Raw genomic sequence first — 16897 nt, 5'->3', positions numbered from 1 at the left:
GATCGTCAACGAAGCGAACCTCTTCAGACGCGGCACTGGTTTTGATCCAGGGAGTACAGGCGGCGGGCGTTGTCGGCGCCGATCAGGCGTGCGATGCGCACGATGTCGGCCGAGGACCACTCCCCCGCGCGCTCGGTGAGCACGGCGCCCAGGCTCCGCCGGAAGAAGTGGGCGCCGAGGTGGCACAGCTCCGCGAGGCCGTAGCAGTCGGTGCTGAACAAGATCTTGTGGAACGGCGCCATCTCCAGGAACTCGGCGATCACCCGGGCCGACGACGCGGCGGTGTAGGTGACCGTCAGGCCGAGGTCGGCGTGCACGTGCGGGAACACCGCGGCCAGGTAGGCGGCCTCCCGGATGTAGGGGTAGCAGTGCAGGAGGACGATGGGCGCGGGCACGATCCGGATGAAGTCGGTGAGCAGCGCGGGGTTCACCCGGTGCAGGGTCAGGTCGGTGTCGCCGATGCCGGTGTGGATCTGCAGCGGCAGCTCGCGGTCGCCGGCGATGTCCGCGCCGGTCCACAGCGCGTGCCGCAGCAGCACCGGGTCGGTGAGCCGCCTCGGCCCGGCGAGCCAGCGCGAGGCGGCCTGGGTGACCTCACGGGGCGCGGGCGGGCGCGGATCGAAGTCGAACCCGTACCGGTAGGCGACGGCCGTCTTGAGGCCGACGGCCCGGTCCGCGCGGCGCGCGAGCTCGTCGGCGAGCTCGGCGGCGTACGCCGTCGCCGGTGGGCAGCGGCCCGCCACGTCCTCGGCGACCTTCTCGATCCGTACGACCTCGTGGCCTCGCGCGTCGCCGAGGCTCCCCATCTCCGCGGGCGTCAGCATGGCCTCGTCCGCCGGGCCCGTGTCGACGCAGAAGTCGGCGATCCCGGCGGCGCGCAGCAGCCGCCGGTTCACCTCCTCGGCACCGAGCTCCCGCCGCCGGTCGAGGTAGGCCTCGGGCTCTGCGTACGGTTCGAGGCCGAGGACCGGCGCGCACCAGCGGCGGACCGCCAGGCCGACCGGGCTGTCGAAGTGCGTGGTGCCGGCCGGCGACGGGCCGCCTTCGGTGATGAGGCTCTCGAAGGCGGCCCGGTCGAGGTCGTCGCGGCGCACGCCGTGGCAGTGCTGGTCGACGAGCGGCATCGACAGTGCCTCGTCGAGCGCGTCGCCTGCCTTCACGCCTGATCAATGCCCGTACGGCCGGCCACTCAAGCCAGGGCCGCCGCCGGACCTCGCGGCCTGGGCCCGTACGGCCGGTCCCTCATGCCACAGGCCGGCGGGCCTCGCGGCACAGGCGCAGCAGGTTGGCGATGATCCGGTGCCCGGTCTCCCCGGTGGCGGTGAGGATGGACTCCGGGTGGAACTGGACGGCCCAGCGCCCGTTGGCCGGGTCCTCGATCGCCATGACGACGTCGTCGAGCATCGCGGTGGCCGTGAACCCGCCGCGGACCTGCTCCGCCTTGGCGTGCAGCGAGTGGTAGCGGGCGGCGGTGAACTCGTCCGGCAGCCCGGCGAACAGGTCGCCGCCGTCGACGACCACCCGGCCCGGCTTGCCGTGGGCGGGCTCGGGCAGCAGGGCGAGCTCACCGCCCGCGTGCTCGACCATGGCCTGCAGGCCGAGGCAGACGCCGAACACCGGGAGTTCCCTGGCGTAGACGGCGTCGAGCAGGCCGGCGGTGTCGAAGTCGGCCGGCCGTCCGGGGCCGGGCGACAGCACGACCAGGTCGGGCCGGATCTCATCCAGCATCTTGTCCGGAAATCCGAACCGGAGCGTGGTCACGTCCGCGCCCTGCTGCCGGAAGTAGTCCGCGAGCGTGTTGACGAAGGAGTCCTGGTGGTCGACGAGCAGGACGGTCATCCCCTCGCCGGCGCCTTCACGCGCCGGAGCGCCGCCGGCGGTCTCGTCCCGGCCGGACGGGGACAGCGCCTCGAGCAGCGCCCGTGCCTTCAGGTAGGTCTCGCGCTCCTCGGCGTCGGGGTCGGAGTCGTACAGCAGGGTCGCTCCGGCGCGTACGGCGGCGACGCCGTCCCGGATCTGCGCGGTGCGCAGCGTCAGGCCGGTGTTCATGGAGCCGTCGAAGCCGATGCAGCCGACGGCGCCGCCGTACCACCGGCGGGGCGTCTCCTCGTGGTCCTCGATGAACTGCATCGCCCAGGTCTTGGGCGCGCCGGTCACGGTGACCGCCCACATGTGGGTGAGGAACGCGTCGAGCGCGTCGTAGCCCGGGCGCAGCCGGCCCTCGATGTGGTCGACGGTGTGGATCAGCCGGGAGTACATCTCGATCTGCCGCCGGCCGATTACCCTGACGCTGCCGGGGACGCAGACCCGCGACTTGTCGTTGCGGTCGACGTCGGTGCACATGGTCAGCTCGGACTCGTCCTTGGCCGAGTTGAGCAGCTCGCGGATGTTGTCGGCGTCCTCGAGCGGGTCGCCGCCGCGCCGGATCGTCCCGGAGATCGGGCAGGTCTCGACGCGGTCCCCGGTGACGCGCACGAACATCTCCGGGGACGCTCCGACGAGGTACTCGCCCTCACCGAGGTTGAAGAAGAACTCGTACGGGGCCGGGTTCGTGACCCGGAGCCGCTCGAAGAACGCCGCCGGCTCTTCGCATGGCGCGTACATCACGTGGCCGGGCACGACCTCGAACAGGTCGCCGCGGATGAACTTCTCCTTGGCCTCGCGGACCACGTCGGCGTAGGCGCCCGGTGTCGGCTGCGGCGGCAGCTCGGCGGCGCGGGGCACGGGCGTGGGCTCGGTCCCCCGGGGCAGGCCGCGGGTGCTGACGCCGCCGATCTCGAAGTCGTACGACATGCGAGCCGAGGTCTCGCGCTTGCGGTCCACGACGATCATCTCGTCGGCGAGGTGGAGGACGAGGTCGCGTTGGTCGGCCGGGCGGTCGATGTTCAGCCGGATGGGCTCGAACTGGAAGGCCAGGTCGTAGCCGAAGGCGCCGTACAGGCCGAGGTGGGGGTCCTCGCCGCGGAACAGGTCGGTGACGGCGCGCAGCGCGGTGAAGACGGTGGGGCGGCGGCTGCGCTCCTCCTCGGTGAACACCTCGTCGGTGGAGGGGACGAACACCTCGATGCCGTCGGGGACGTCCACGGGCTCGCCGGTGGCGGACACGGCCGCGGAGACGGCGGGCAGGAGCACGCGACCGCGGTCGTTCAGGGCGCGGACCGCGAGCCGGCGGCCGCGCGCGACGATCTCCAGGCAGGGGTCGACGTAGGCCATGTGCCACCGGCTGTACCGGCCGGGGTACTCCATGCCCGAGCTGAGCACGCCGCCACGACGCGTCCCCACGGCCTCGACGAGGACGTCGAGCGCGTCGCTCTTGCGTGCCGGGTCCACCGGCGTGTCGGTGCGTGTGACGTGTACGCCCCCCGCCGTCACATACTCCGTCGTCGTCTCCACGATCGGCCCCTCGATGTCGGGCCTTCTCCGGCGGAGAGGTGACACGACCGCCGGACGAAGGCGGTCGCTGCGGTGTCAGAGAATGCGTAACCCGCGCCGCCTAGCGGCGCCACCACCACTGGGTCGACTGGGTTCGCATAGGCCGAAGGCTACCCGGTCCGGTCCGGCGGCGCCACCGGGACATGCCACGTCCCGGCGGACCCTCAGGCACGGCTCCCACGCGGCACGAATCGCACGAACGGGATGTGCCGCCCGACCTCGCGGTAGTCCTCTACGCTGCCGTCGACGGCGAAGCCCATGATCTGACACAGGCGCCGGGCCGCAGCCGGGTGGCGCGGCGCGTACGCGGCCATGATCCTCGCGCCCTCATCGGTGTCGAGCGGCGTGGCGGTCGCCGGGATGGTCCGCCCGCCGACCTGGATCGTGACCTCGGGCGTGGCCATGACGTTGCGGTACCAGTCCGCGCGGCTCCCGAACCCGGACGCCGCGACGTAGCCGTGTCCGTCGTGCTCGACGATCTCGATCACGGCCTGACGGCGACGGCCGGAGACGCGGCCGGTGTGGGTGAGCAGCATGACGCGGTGTCCCAGCAGCGGCCCGAGCCCGATGCGGTACAGACCGATGGGAAGGCGCCACAGCCTGCGGCGCAGCCCGGTCGGCGGGGCGACGTGCTTGACGATCTCCACGATCTCAGTCCTCTCCGTGGTCGTTCTCGTGGCCCAGCAGCTCCCCCACCGCGGACAGCGCCTCGCGGGCCGGAAGCTCACAGTCGATCATGTGGTGCAGCATCAGCCCGTCGATCGAGGCCGTGATCAGGGTGGCCACCCCGGCGAGCCGGGCCGGCGGCCAGGCCGGATGCAACTCCCCGAGACGGTCCGCGATCAGCGCACGGGCCCGGCGAAGCTCGTCTCGGAGGACCACACCGAGGGCGGGGTCGCGCGTCGCGCCCACGATCAGCTCCGCGGCCAGCCTGGTCGTCGCCTCGTCCGCCGGGACCCGGGGCATCATCGTCCGCATCCTCGCCAGCGCCGCCCGCTCGTCCGGAGCCGCCAGGAGCTCGGTGACCAACGGCTCGATGATGAGGTCCGTCGCACGGCGGAAGATCACCGCGTGCAGGCCGGGCAGGCCACCGAAGTGATAGTGGATCAGACCGGGGCGGGCGCCGGCGTGTTCGGCCACGGCGCGCGTCGTGACGCCGGGCCATCCGTCGCGCTGCAGCAACGCGACCCCGGCGGCCACCAGCTGCTCACGGCGGCGGTCGCCGCGTGGCGAATTTGGTCGATCGACCAAGTTGGTCATTCGACCAAGTTAGCACGGAACCCTTCGGCGGCGACGACGCCACCGAGACACGATCCGCACGGACCACGGAGCCCGGCCGCACCTCCCGGGGGGCGTCGACCGGCGGCACCCCCGGGGGCGTCGGCCGGGGGCGCGCGTTCCCGAGCACGTCAGAGGCCGAAGCCGTACGCTGCCGAGACCTAACCGAGACTTAGCGCTGGTGGAATTCGTGGTGAGAAATCCGATTACGGCTGCCCGGAATGCCCCCTGGGCGGCCTTATCGCGTAATTGACGCACCAAGGAGGACCCCCCTTGGCCGAGACGACACCCAGGCCTCGTCGCGGCGATCGCAGCCCCTGGAACTGGCTGCTCGTCCTTCCGGTCGTCGTGCCGCTCCTGACCTTCCTCTTCAACAAGGACAAGCCACGGCTCGCCGGATTCCCCTTCTTCTACTGGGCTCAGTTCGCGTTCATCATCCTCGGCGTCGCGGCGACGACCGTCGTGTACCTGATGACGCGGCGCGACCCGGGTTCGAAGGAGGACTGAGGCATGTCCAGCCGACACCTCACCGAACTCATCGTCTTCATCGTCCTCTTCGTCCTGGTCAGCGCGCTGGGCTTCGTGGCGGCCCGCTGGCGCCGCCCGGACAGCATGCACACCCTCGACGAGTGGGGCCTGGGCGGCCGCAGCTTCGGCTCGTGGATCACCTGGTTCCTCATCGGCGGTGACCTGTACACCGCCTACACGTTCGTCGCGGTGCCCGCGCTGGTGTTCGGCGCCGGCGCGGCCGGCTTCTACGCCGTGCCGTACACGGTCGTCGTCTACCCGCTGGTCTTCCTCGTGCTGATCCGCCTGTGGTCGGTGTCGCACGTGCACGGCTTCGTCACACCCGCCGACTTCGTCCGCGCCCGTTTCGGCTCGCCGCTGCTCGCGCTGCTCATCGCCATCACCGGGATCGTCGCGACGATGCCGTACATCGCGCTGCAGCTCGTCGGCATCCAGGCGACCCTGAAGGCGATGGGCGTGACCGGCCACTGGCCGATCGTGATCGCGTTCGCGATCCTGGCGGCCTACACCTACCAGTCGGGCCTGCGGGCGCCCGCGCTGATCGCGTTCATCAAGGACGCGCTGATCTACATCGTGATCATCGTCGCGGTGCTGTACATCCCGCACAAGCTCGGCGGCTGGGGCCACATCTTCGGCGCCGCGCAGACGAAGTTCGACAAGACGCCGGCCCCGGCGGACGGCACCCTGCTGAACGCGAACAACCAGCTCAACTACGCGATGCTCGCGCTCGGCTCGGCGCTGGCGCTGTTCCTGTACCCGCACAGCGTCACCGGCGTGCTGGCCAGCAAGAACCGCAACGTCATCAAGCGGAACATGGCGGCGCTGCCGGCGTACAGCTTCGTGCTCGGCCTGATCGCGCTGCTCGGCTACATGGCCATCGCGGGTGGCATCAAGCCGCTCACCTCCGGCGGCAAGCCGGACAGCAACACGGTCGTCCCGCTGTTGTTCGACCACATGTTCCCGAGCTGGTTCGCCGGCGTGGCGTACGCGGCCGTCGGCATCGGCGCGCTCGTCCCCGCCGCGATCATGTCGATCGCCGCCGCGAACCTGTTCACCCGCAACATCTACCGGGAGTACTTCCGCCGGAACGCGAGCGAGGCCGAGGAGGCGAAGGTCAGCAAGCTGGTCTCGCTGGTCGTCAAGGTCGGCGCGGTCGCGTGCATCCTGCTGCTCGACCCGCAGTTCTCCATCGACCTGCAGCTGATCGGCGGCGTCATCATCCTGCAGACGCTCCCGGCGGTCGGCCTCGGTCTGATCACCCGCTGGTTCCACCGCGGCGGCCTCATGGCCGGCTGGGTCGCGGGCCTCGCGACGGGACTGTGGATGCTGTACCGGATCCCGAACCCCGCCACCCACAAGGCGCACTTCGGCGGCTCGGCGTACCCGCTCAGCGATCTCGGGTTCGACAGCAAGGTGACGGTCTACGTCGGCATGCTGGCGCTGCTCGTGAACCTGGTCGTCGCCATCGTCGCGACCCTCGTGCTCAAGGCGGTCAAGGCCGCGGACGGCGTCGACGCCACCCGCGCCGACGACTACTACGCCGACGAGGGCGACCCCCGGGTCGCCGCGGGCAGCCGCGAGATCGAGGCGGAGCTCGCCTGACCCGGTCGGTCTCCCGCGCAGACGGCGGCCGCCCCGATCGGGGCGGCCGCCGTTTCACGGTGAAGGGGCCGAGGACGCGGCTCGCAGGGACGCGCCGTCGCCGCTGAGTGCCTCGATCGCCGCCGTCGCCTTCGCGCAGAGCTCCGTGAACAGCGCGCGTTCGGCCGGCGTGAGAGCGGCCGTCACGGTCCGGGCGTTCTCCCGGCGCTGGTGCGCGACACGGGCGAGGAAGGAGCGCCCCTCCGCGGTGAGGAACGTGGTCAGCTCGCGCCGGTCCGCGCCGGCCGTCTCCTGGCCGACGAGTCCGAGGTCCTTGAGGACCCGGAGGGCCTTGGAGATCGTCTGCCGGGAGACGCCGAGGGCCGTGCTGAGCGCCGAGGGCATCATCGGCCCGCGGATGCGCAGGAGTTCGAGCACGTCGTACTGCTGCCAGGTGACCCCTTCGGGGTTGGTCAGCGCCCGCCGGGCCACCAGGACGCACTGGAGATGGGACAGGGCGTTCTCCAGTTCGTCGGGCTCGCCGAGAGGCATCTCCGGTGGGGTGCCGGATGTCGTCATGGAGGACCCCCGGTTCGGATGACGAGGACGGCGGATCCGCCGGCACTGATCAATCCTAGGCGCGCGGCTTAGCGAGGGCTGTGAGGGCGGACGCCGATATGGTTTCCAATCGGAAACCATATCCCGTGTCCAGCCGGTCCGGTCTCACCGGTCTGCTGACCCCTGGGGGGACGAACCCATGACGCATGACCCGAGCGCTCATCCCGGTGACGTGATCGTCCTCGGCGGCGCCCGCCAGAACAATCTCAAGAACGTGGACCTGCGCATCCCGAAGCACAGGCTGACCGTCTTCACCGGCGTCTCCGGCTCGGGGAAGTCCTCGATGGTCTTCGGCACGATCGCCGTCGAGTCGCAGCGGCAGCTGAACGAGACGTTCCCGTGGTTCATCCGCAACCGGCTGCCACGGTACGAGCGACCGGACGCCGAGGTCATCGAGAACCTGTCCACGGCCGTCGTCATCGACCAGCGGCCCGTCGGCGGCAACGCACGGTCGACGGTCGGCACGATGACCGAGATCAACCCGATCCTGCGGGTGCTGTTCTCCCGCCACGGACGGCCCAGCGCCGGCCCCTCGCACGCGTACTCCTTCAACGACCCGCGCGGGATGTGCGAAGAGTGCGAGGGCCTGGGCTCCACGGTCCGCGTCGACCTCGGCCGGCTGCTGGACGAGGACAAGAGCCTGAACGAGGGCGCGATCCGGTTTCCGGCGTTCGCGCCCGGCACATTCCTGTGGCAGCTGTACGCCGAGTCCGGGCTGTTCGACCCGGATCTGCCGATCCGTGAGTTCAGTGACGCCGACCGGGAACTGCTGCTGTACGGCAGCGGGTTCACGGTGGACCGAACGGGCCGCAACGGCGTCTACAAGAACGCCTACGAGGGGATCGTCCCCCGGTTCGAACGCCGCTATCTCAAGGACGGGCTGGACGGTCTCAAGGCCAGGGATCGGACGGCGGTCGAACAGGTCGTCGTCGAGGGGCCATGCCCGGTCTGCGGCGGCTCCCGCCTGAACCGGGCGGCGCTGGACTCGCGCATCGACGGGGACAACATCGCCGACTACGCCGCCCTGGAGGTCGGTGAGCTGATCCCCCGGCTCGCCCGGATCGAGGCGCCCGCCGTCAGGCCCGTCGCCGAGGCCGCCGTGGCGGCCCTGCGAGGCCTGGAGGCGGTCGGCCTCGGTTACCTCAGCCTGGACCGGGAGACCTCGACCCTGTCCGGCGGCGAGGCCCAACGGCTGAAGCTGGTACGGCACCTGCGCAGCAGCCTGGCCGACCTCACCTACATCTTCGACGAACCCAGCGTCGGCCTGCACCCGCGCGACGTGCGCCGGATGACCGGCCTGCTGCGCGCCCTCCGCGACAAGGGCAACACCGTGCTGGTCGTCGAGCACGACCGGGCCGTCATCGAGAGCGCCGACCACGTCGTCGACATGGGGCCGGGCGCGGGAGGCGACGGTGGTCAGGTGATCTACGAAGGCACCGTCGAGGGGCTGCGCCGGGCCGGGACGCCGACCGGCCGGAGCCTCCTCACCGTGCCCGGGTTGAAGGGGGAGTACCGAACCCCCACCGGCACCCTGCCGATCCGTAACGCCGGCCTGCACAACCTGCGCGACATCACGGTCGGCGTTCCCACCGGAGTGCTGACCTGCGTGACCGGCGTGGCCGGATCCGGGAAGAGCACCCTGATCTCCAAGGTGTTCACGGCGCAGCACCCGGAGACCGTCGTGGTGGACCAGTCCGCGATCGGCGTCTCGACGCGCTCCACCCCGGCCACGTACCTCGACGTGATGGACGCCGTCCGCCGGTTGTTCGCCCGTACCTCGGACACGGACCCCGGACTGTTCAGCTTCAACTCGACCGGCGCGTGCCCTGAATGCCAGGGCCGGGGATACATCGAGACGGACCTGGCGTTCCTGGACCCGGTGACGACCGTGTGCGAGCGCTGCGCCGGACGCAGGTACAACGAAGAGGCACTGCGTCACACGCTTCAGGGCAGGACGATCGCCGACGTCCTCGCGATGACGGCCGAGGATGCGCACGGCTTCTTCGACGACGCCCGCATTCGCAGCAGGCTCTCCCTCCTCCGCGAGGTGGGACTCGGCTACCTGACCCTGGGGCAGCCGCTGTCCACCCTGTCCGGCGGCGAACGGCAACGGCTCAAGCTCGCCCACCGGCTGCGGGACCGGGGCGTCGTCTACGTCTTCGACGAGCCCACCACCGGGCTGCACATGGCGGACTCCCGCCGCCTGCTCCGCCTGTTCGACCGCCTGGTGGACGGCGGCAACACGGTCATCGTGATCGAGCACGACCTCGACGTCGTCAAGTACGCCGACTGGGTCATCGACCTGGGGCCGGAGGCCGGCCGGCACGGTGGGCGCGTCCTGTACGAGGGCAGGCCGGACGGCCTCCTCACCGCCGAGGGATCGCATACCGGCCGGTGCCTCGCCGAGGACCTCCGCCGGGCCGGGCACTCGGCGCCGAAATGACGGCCGGCCGGCGGGGCCGCGCGGCGAGGCGCGTGGCGGGGCTCACGGGGCCCGGTCAGCGGCCGGTGCGGATGCGGACGATGGCGGGCAGGTCCGGGGCCTGAACGCTCTGGCGGAGCCGCCGGAGGGCCGGGTGGATGAGGTCCTCGACGCCGGCCGGATCGGCGTCCGGCTCCAGGGTCATCGTGAGGCGGAGACACGGGTGCGCCGGGGTTCCGGTGAACGTCGCGGCCGCGCTCCGCACGTCGGGGCTGTCGAGGAGGTCGTTCCGGACGGCGTCGCCGGCTACGCGGGAGGGGAGAGCCGTGATCCCCTCCCGCGGGTCGTCCTCCAGGCGGATCGTCCGCTGGACGCCGGTGGCGGCCTGGGTGATGAGCCAGTGCAGGGCGGCCATTCCGATCACGATGGCGACCGCGGCCAGTGCGGCCCAGAACCAGACATGACCGTCGACGAAGGCACGGGTGGCCCGGTCGGTGACCGGTCTGCGGGCGGCTCCGAGGACACCGGGGTAGAGGCCGAGTCCACGGATGAACGCCGTGAGGCCGCCGAGGAACAGGATGAGCCCGATGATCGCCAGGCCGATGCGGTTCCGGCGTGCGGTACGGCGGAGCATGGGTCAGTCCTCCCGGTGGCGGACGGTGACGTGTACGCGCGGCGGGTGCAGCGGCGCGAGTTCCCGGATCCGCCCGGTGACGGCGTGCTCCACCTGCTCGGCCAGGCCCTGGGGGTCACGGAGCGGGCTCACCGCCCGGACCCGTACCCCGCCGCGCCGGACCCTGACGCGGGCGCCGGTGACGCCGTCGACCGTCCGGGCGGCCTGTGCGAGTTGCCGCCGGAGCCCCGCCACCGTGATGCCCACGAGCGCGGCGGGGTCGTCGAAGGCCAGCGCGATGACCCGCGGGCGTCCGGGCCACAGCGCGAGCAGGAGCAGCAGCAGGCCGAGCGCCGCGATCAGGGCCGCCACGGCCAGTGCGAGCGGGTCGGCCCAGCGCGTGTCGCGGCCGAGCCGCGCCAGGTACGGCACCGGCAGCACGTTGCCCGCGCGGTGGGACACCAGCGCCGTGATCACCTCGACGGCGATGAGGATGGTGGCGGCGGCCAGCGCGGCGGCCGTCACGATGGCCGGGATCGCGCGGCGCGGCCGGAACGCGCGCCGACGCTCGCGGCGGGACATCTCCGCGGGCGGCCGGCCCTGCAGCGGGGCGGTCGCCTCGGCCGGGCGGTCCTGCTCCGGGGCGGTCACCGCGGCCGCCCGCCGGCTCGCCCGGGCGGTGTCAGCCGGGCGATGTCGATGTCGACCTGGCGTACCCGCAGGCCGGTCAGTTCACCGACGCGGGACATGACGAGGGCGCGCAGATCACGGGTCACCTGCCGGATCGGCGCCGGGTAGGCGACGCGGATCCGCATCCGCAGCATCGCCAGCCCACCGTCGACGCGGGCCCGCACGCGCGGTGCGGCGGCCGCCGTGCCGCCTCCGAACGGGAGACCCGCGAACCGCCCGGCGGCCCCGCGGACTCCCTCGACCTCGGTCAGGGCGCGGGACGCTATCTTCTCCACGACCCGGGCGGTGATCGTGGTGTGACCCCGGGTCTCCGCCTCCGTTGCGGCGCGCTCGTCGGGCACCGCCGGCGCGGGGTTCACGAGTGCCTCCGGCCGCCGATCAGTTCGCGCAGGTCCAGATCGCCCATGATCGCTCGCCCGGTCAGGAGGCCGACCACCCCGAGCACCAGCACGATCAGGAACGCGCCGACGCCGCCGAACGCACCGGCGAATCCGAGCGCGGTTCCGAACGCCAGACCGACCACCGGCCACCAGCGCAGTTCGTCCATGCCTTTCACACCCCCGCATTCCTCACGCCAGGTGCCGTTTCGCCCCGCACCGGCGCCTCGCCCAGCGGGCGAGCGGCCACAGCCCGCCCCGGGAGCGGAACACCGTCACGTTCCCCGTCCCCCACGTCTTCGCGCCGACGCCGGTGGCGGCGCCGGCGCGCCAGCGTTCCAGGCCGGCGGCGAACCGCTCCGGGTCTCCGCCCACATCCGGGTGATGGGCCCGCACCCAGAGGTTGAAGTCGTGCCGATCCGCTCTCACCCGTGCCGCCCGGGAACCTCGATGTCGTCGATGGCCACATCGATCCGCCACTCCGGTACCACGCTCCGCGCTGCTCTTCGCACCTGGTCGGCGACCTCGGCCAGCGGCCGGTCGTAGACGGCCACGACCGCGATGCGCACCTCGCCCTCTCCCACGGCCACTCCCTGGACCGCGCGACCGGGCAGATAGGTGGCGACCGGACCCGCGGCGAGTCGCGCGACCGACGCGCAGCCGGTCACGGCCTTCCTGATCCGGTCGGCCAGCCTCCCGGCCTCGGCGGTGTCGACGGGGTCGCCGAAGAGCGTCACTGGACCCGTGGCTCGGCCGGTTCGGCTTCTTCGTCCGGGAGGTGAACGTCGCCCACGGTGATGTTGACCTCGGTCACCTCGAGTCCGCATATCTTCTCCACGGCGCTGATGACATTGCGCCGCACGCCGTTGGCGAGGTCGGGGATGGAAACGCCGTACTCGACGATCATGTCCAGGTCGATCGCGGTCTGCCGTTCGCCCACCTCGACCATGACGCCACGGGTGATGCTCGGACCACCGGCCCGGGGAAGACGTTCGCGGACGGCTCCCACCGCCCGGGACAGGCCCGAGCCCATCGCGTACACCCCTGGGACCTCGCGGGTCGCCATGCCGGCGACCTTGGCGACGACCGCGTCCGCGATCGACGTCCTGCCGTGCTCGCCGACCAGCTCACCGCTCGTACGGCCGGTCACCGCGCCGCCTTTGGACTCGGAGACCGCCGAGGCCGTCTTCCCGCTCTCCGCAGCACTCATGTGGCCCCCCTCCCACGCGAGACGCACACCGGTCTCGCGACGGCCACTGTTGGATTCGCCCCCTGTCACGGCTCGCCCTACCCGTGGCGCACCCGGACAAACCGCCCGAACCGTCATGCTGCGCTCCCGGGGGTCAGCGGCGGGTGGCCTCCGGGAGGCCGTCGAGGAGGAGGTCGACGATGCCGTCGGTGACCGTCTCGCGCGGGACGTCGGGGTGGTCCAGCCACCACTCCCCCGCCGCCTGGACCATGCCCACGGTGGCGTGGCTCCAGATGTGCACCCGGACCGGGTCGGGCAGCAGACCCTCCCGGAGCAGGATGTCGGCGATCTCGCCGCCGAGGCCGCGGATGACCGTGCCCATCGCGCTGTGCGTGGCGGTGTCCTCGGCGCTGGCCCGGTGCACGAGGAAGCGGTAGAGGTGCCGGTTGGCGGCGATGGCGGCGAGGTAGGTGTCGATCGCCGCCCGCGACCGCGTGCGGATGTCTCCGGGGCGCAGGAAGGCCGCCCGTACGCTGTCCATCAGGGCTCGCGTGTGCCGTTCGGCGAGGGCCTGGTAGAGGCCGGACTTGTCGCCGAAGTGCCGGTAAAGGATTGGTTTGCTGATGCCCGCCTCGGACGCGATCGCGGCCATCGACGCCTCCGGCCCCTCACGGAGGATGATCCGGTCCGCGGCCTCGAGCAGAGCCCGGCGGCGGCGCGGGTCACGCCCCGCCCGCCCGCTCGGCGTCGTCGCAGCGACCTGGCCAAACGGCTTCGTGGCAGCCGGCCGCTCGCTCGACGTGGCAGCCGGCCGCCCGCTCGGCGTCGCGTGCGGGTGCCGGGCGGGCGCGTTCGTGCCCGCCGTCGCTTCTTCCCCGGGCGCGTCGTCGCCGCCGCGTGGTGCGCTTCCCTCGTCTCGTACGCCGTCGATCACGGTTCGAGCGTAGACCCGGGTCCGTTGACCGATCGTGGTCAGAGGGCCTGACCGCGATCTTCATGGCCGGAGCAGGTCGGCTCATTGCGCCGCAAAAATTAAACAGGTTAGTTTCCTGTCTCGTGTTAGAGCCCTGGCCGCGCGACGGTCCGTGACCGTCCCTCTCCCCCGCTGCGCCTCTTCAACGCCCAGCCATCGGGCGACGATGGCCCCTACCGGACTCCCAGGAGAGCGGCACCTTCCACGATGAGCATCCCCATCAGATCGGCAGCGCTCCGCCTGTTGGCGGCGACCGCGCTGACCTCGTCCTTCGTCTTCACGACGGCCCCCGCCCACGCGACGCCCGGCGCGTGCCACCCGCACGGGCGGGACCTGTCCGTCACCTTCCAGCCGATCGACCACACCGTCACCGACGCGCAGTACTACCTCGCCCGTCTCACACTGGCCAACGGGGGCGGCCGGTGTTCCCTCGCGGGCGGCTGGACCCTGTACTTCAACTCCGTGCGCCAGCCGGCCGCCGTCCTGTCCGGCGCGGCCGGGGACACCGCGCGTGCGCAGCTCGCCGCCCAGGGCCTGGCGGTCGCCCGGGCGGACCGGGCGCAGAGCGGCGACCTCTACGCCCTGACGCCCACGAGCGGGTTCGCACCGCTCAAGCCGGGCGAGCGCCGCAAGATCGACATGAACTTCGAGCTCTGGGCGATCCAGAAGACCGACGCGCCCGCGGGCTGGAGCATCTCCTTCGGCGGCGGGGCCGCCGAGTGGGTGCCCGCCAAGGCACTGCTGGATCCGGCCGATCCGAAGCAGACCAAGGCGTTCTCCGGCGACAACCGGCCCGTCCAGACCGCGGCGACGCGGTACGCCGACGACACCGCGCAGAAGGCGAACCTCAGCCTGCAGCAGCGGCTCGTCCCGCAGCCCCTGTCGGCCACCGCCGGCCGGGGCACGGTGACGATCAGCGGACGGACCGCGATCCGCCACTCGGCCGGGCTGTCCGGCGAGGCCGGCTACCTGCGGTCGGCGCTCCGCGACGTCGTCAAGGGCGGCGGCCGCGGCGACGGGGGCGGGACCGTGATCCGGCTGTCGGTGGACCCGAAGCTGGACGTCGACCACGACGGCAAGGCCGACACCGAGGGCTACACGCTGCGCGCGGCCGCCCACGGCGTGGACATCGTCGGCAAGGACGCGGCCGGCGTGCTCTACGGGGTGCAGACGCTGCGCCAGCTCATCCCCGTGTCCGCGTACGCGGCGGCGGCCCGCGGCGCCCGGCCGTCGCAGATCGCCGTGCCGCAGGCGACGATCGCCGACGCCCCGCTGTTCGGATACCGCGGCATGGGCATCGACGTCGCGCGGCACTTCGAGACCAGGCAGACGATCGAGAAGTTCCTCGATCTCATGTCGTACCTGAAGTTGAACCGGCTGCACTTCCACCTCACCGACGACGAGGGCTGGCGGCTGCAGATCCCCGGGCTCCCCGAGCTGACCGGCTTCGGCGCGCACCGTGGCCTGGACCTCGACCGGAACACGCAGCTGCACCAGGCCATGGGCTCGGGCAACGACCTCGGCGGCGGCGACGGCGTCACGGACAAGGCCCGCGACGCCACCGAGGCCAACCTGGGGCGCAGGCCCGCGTACCAGGGGTTCGAGCAGGACACGGTGAACTTCGTCGGCAAGGGCAGCGGCTACTACACGACGGCCGACTTCGTCGACATCCTGAAGTACGCGAACCGGCGGCACATCCAGGTCGTCCCGGAGTTCGACTTCCCGGCGCACGCGCGGGCCGCGGTGCAGTCGATGGAGCACCGCTACCAGCGGACCGGCGACGCGACGTACCGGCTGCTGGATCCGAAGGACACCTCGAACCACGTCAGCGTCCAGGGCTACACCGACAACCTCGCCAACCCGTGCCTGCCGAGCACCTACGCGTTCCTCGGCAAGGTCGCGACCGAGGTCAAGAAGCTGTACGCCGAGGCCGGCGCGCCGCTGAACACCTTCAACCTGGGCGGCGACGAGCCGCCGGGACCGAACCGCTGGCAGGGGTCGCCCGCCTGCAAGAGCAACCCGGAGACGGCCGGCAAGGACGACGCCGCGCTGATGAACTACTTCTTCACGAAGTGGAACCGGATCGCGCTGACGGTCGCGCCGACGACCGCCGGGTGGGAGGACGTCGTCCGCGACGACCCGCGGACGCTGAACCTCGACCACTTCATCGCGCTGCCCTGGCAGAACGTCTGGGGCTGGGGCCGGGAGGCCTGGGCGTACCACTTCGCGAACACCGGCCGGCAGGTGATCCTGGCGCACGCCACGAACCTGTACATGGACCTGGCCTACAACAAGGACCCGGACGAGCCCGGTTACTACTGGGCCAACTACGTGGACGAGAAGAGCACGTTCACCTACCAGCCGTACGACGTGTACGCGAGCGCGACGGAGGACCGCTGGGGCAACCCGATCCAGCCGAACCCGAGCTGGGAGAGGCTGACGCCCGAGGGCCGCAAGAACATCCTCGGGATGGAGGCGCAACTGTTCGCCGAGAACGGCAAGTCGGAGGGCCTGCGGGAGTACCAGGCGTTCCCCAAGCTCCTCGGCGTCGCCGAGCGGGCCTGGAACCGCCGCACGCCGGACACGGCGCAGATGCCGGCGGCGTGGGACGTCTTCTCGAACACCCTCGGGCAGGTCACCTTCCCGCTGCTGTCCTTCTACAAGCCGGTCGGACTGCCGGGCGTCGGCGTGAACTACCGCATCCCCCTGCCGGGCGGGCAGGTGCGCAACGGGATGCTCACCGCCAACGTCCGTAACCCGGGCATGGCGATCGAGTACTCCACCGACGGCACCTCCTGGCGGCCGTACCCCGGACCGGTGACGGCCGGCCCGACCGTGCTGCTGCGCACCCGCGCCGTCGACGGGCGTACGAGCCGGATCTCGCCGGTCGGCCTGACGGTGTGGCAGACCGGCACCGCCTACCCGGCGGGCGCGCTGGTGGACCATCAGGGGGAGATCTACCGGGCGACGCGCGCGAACACGTCGGCCGCTCCGGACACGTCCCCGTCCTCCTGGGCGCTGGTCCGGTAGAGCCGGATCGGTAGAGCCGGACCGGGAGCGGCAGGGACGGTCCCGTGGGATCGGCGGGGGGGGGGGGCGGCCGCCGGGGTGGTGGGGTGGGTGGCCGCGGCCGCCGACGCGGCGGCGCGGATCGGCGCCGCCGAGCTTCTCCCCTTCGTGACGTCCGCGATCCGCG

At 71.9% G+C, this 16897-nt stretch carries 17 protein-coding genes; 4 read left to right on the top strand and 13 right to left on the bottom strand.

Features of this window, described 5'->3' with window-relative positions:
- Positions 1–23 precede the first annotated feature (23 nt).
- From NDW01_RS37090 to NDW01_RS37075, 4 genes are all read right to left on the bottom strand, one after another.
- Positions 24–1160 carry an amidohydrolase family protein gene (locus NDW01_RS37090; RefSeq protein WP_252829071.1) on the bottom strand — a complete coding sequence of 379 codons (1137 nt, stop codon included), beginning with the start codon at positions 1158–1160 and terminating at the stop codon, positions 24–26.
- Positions 1161–1242: 82 nt separating this feature from the next.
- Positions 1243–3393, bottom strand: a complete 2151-nt coding sequence (locus tag NDW01_RS37085; protein ID WP_252829070.1) for an anthranilate synthase component I — start codon at positions 3391–3393, stop codon at positions 1243–1245.
- A 203-nt stretch (positions 3394–3596) separates the two neighbouring features.
- On the bottom strand, positions 3597–4079 hold the full coding sequence (locus NDW01_RS37080; RefSeq protein WP_252829069.1) for a nitroreductase family deazaflavin-dependent oxidoreductase: 483 nt from the start codon (positions 4077–4079) through the stop codon (positions 3597–3599).
- A 4-nt stretch (positions 4080–4083) separates the two neighbouring features.
- Positions 4084–4692: a TetR/AcrR family transcriptional regulator gene (locus NDW01_RS37075; protein WP_252829068.1), complete on the bottom strand. Its 609-nt coding sequence runs from the start codon at positions 4690–4692 to the stop codon at positions 4084–4086.
- Positions 4693–4983: 291 nt separating this feature from the next.
- Between NDW01_RS37075 and NDW01_RS37070 the strand changes: the two genes are divergently transcribed.
- Both NDW01_RS37070 and mctP read left to right on the top strand, forming a co-directional pair.
- The gene (locus NDW01_RS37070) at positions 4984–5217 is read left to right on the top strand and encodes a DUF3311 domain-containing protein (RefSeq protein ID WP_252781700.1); all 234 of its coding nucleotides are present in this window, start codon (positions 4984–4986) and stop codon (positions 5215–5217) included.
- Positions 5218–5220: 3 nt separating this feature from the next.
- The gene (gene mctP / locus NDW01_RS37065; protein ID WP_252829067.1) at positions 5221–6840 is read left to right on the top strand and encodes a monocarboxylate uptake permease MctP; all 1620 of its coding nucleotides are present in this window, start codon (positions 5221–5223) and stop codon (positions 6838–6840) included.
- Positions 6841–6894: 54 nt separating this feature from the next.
- On the opposite strand, the gene NDW01_RS37060 is transcribed toward mctP, so the two are convergent.
- Positions 6895–7398: a MarR family winged helix-turn-helix transcriptional regulator gene (locus NDW01_RS37060; protein WP_252829066.1), complete on the bottom strand. Its 504-nt coding sequence runs from the start codon at positions 7396–7398 to the stop codon at positions 6895–6897.
- A gap of 178 nt (positions 7399–7576) precedes the next feature.
- Here NDW01_RS37060 and NDW01_RS37055 point away from each other — a divergent pair, with 178 nt between their 5' ends.
- Positions 7577–9880 carry an ATP-binding cassette domain-containing protein gene (locus NDW01_RS37055; RefSeq protein WP_252829065.1) on the top strand — a complete coding sequence of 768 codons (2304 nt, stop codon included), beginning with the start codon at positions 7577–7579 and terminating at the stop codon, positions 9878–9880.
- A 55-nt stretch (positions 9881–9935) separates the two neighbouring features.
- Here the strand turns inward: NDW01_RS37055 and NDW01_RS37050 are convergent, their stop codons facing one another.
- The 8 genes from NDW01_RS37050 to NDW01_RS37015 all read right to left on the bottom strand — a co-directional run bounded on the left by NDW01_RS37050 (position 9936) and on the right by NDW01_RS37015 (position 13662).
- The gene (locus NDW01_RS37050) at positions 9936–10493 is read right to left on the bottom strand and encodes a hypothetical protein (protein ID WP_252829064.1); all 558 of its coding nucleotides are present in this window, start codon (positions 10491–10493) and stop codon (positions 9936–9938) included.
- Positions 10494–10496: 3 nt separating this feature from the next.
- Positions 10497–11123 carry a DUF6286 domain-containing protein gene (locus tag NDW01_RS37045; RefSeq protein WP_252829062.1) on the bottom strand — a complete coding sequence of 209 codons (627 nt, stop codon included), beginning with the start codon at positions 11121–11123 and terminating at the stop codon, positions 10497–10499.
- Positions 11120–11521, bottom strand: coding sequence for an Asp23/Gls24 family envelope stress response protein (locus NDW01_RS37040; RefSeq protein WP_252829060.1), 402 nt, complete (start codon positions 11519–11521; stop codon positions 11120–11122). Before NDW01_RS37040 ends, NDW01_RS37045 begins: the two co-directional genes overlap by 4 nt.
- The gene (locus NDW01_RS37035; protein ID WP_252829058.1) at positions 11518–11709 is read right to left on the bottom strand and encodes a hypothetical protein; all 192 of its coding nucleotides are present in this window, start codon (positions 11707–11709) and stop codon (positions 11518–11520) included. Before NDW01_RS37035 ends, NDW01_RS37040 begins: the two co-directional genes overlap by 4 nt.
- Positions 11710–11731: 22 nt before the next feature.
- Positions 11732–11968 carry a hypothetical protein gene (locus NDW01_RS37030; protein ID WP_252829056.1) on the bottom strand — a complete coding sequence of 79 codons (237 nt, stop codon included), beginning with the start codon at positions 11966–11968 and terminating at the stop codon, positions 11732–11734.
- Complete coding sequence (locus NDW01_RS37025) at positions 11965–12276, bottom strand: hypothetical protein (RefSeq protein ID WP_252829055.1); 312 nt, start codon at positions 12274–12276, stop codon at positions 11965–11967. Before NDW01_RS37025 ends, NDW01_RS37030 begins: the two co-directional genes overlap by 4 nt.
- Entirely contained in the window at positions 12273–12749 is a 477-nt protein-coding gene (locus NDW01_RS37020) for an Asp23/Gls24 family envelope stress response protein (RefSeq protein ID WP_252829054.1), read from the bottom strand. Before NDW01_RS37020 ends, NDW01_RS37025 begins: the two co-directional genes overlap by 4 nt.
- Before the next feature lie 133 nt (positions 12750–12882).
- Positions 12883–13662 (bottom strand): TetR/AcrR family transcriptional regulator, encoded by a 780-nt coding sequence (locus tag NDW01_RS37015; RefSeq protein WP_308211859.1) that lies wholly within the window; start codon positions 13660–13662, stop codon positions 12883–12885.
- 246 nt (positions 13663–13908) lie between these two features.
- On the opposite strand from NDW01_RS37015, the gene NDW01_RS37010 reads away from it, so the two are divergent.
- Positions 13909–16731 carry a family 20 glycosylhydrolase gene (locus tag NDW01_RS37010; RefSeq protein WP_252829053.1) on the top strand — a complete coding sequence of 941 codons (2823 nt, stop codon included), beginning with the start codon at positions 13909–13911 and terminating at the stop codon, positions 16729–16731.
- The last annotated feature ends 166 nt before the right edge of the window (positions 16732–16897 follow it).

The sequence above is a fragment of the Actinoallomurus soli genome (assembly GCF_024055715.1).
Classification (GTDB): Bacteria; Actinomycetota; Actinomycetes; order Streptosporangiales; family Streptosporangiaceae; genus Actinoallomurus; species Actinoallomurus soli.
The sequence above is the reverse complement of the archived record's forward strand: the minus strand, read 5'-3'. Positions and strand labels throughout refer to the sequence as shown.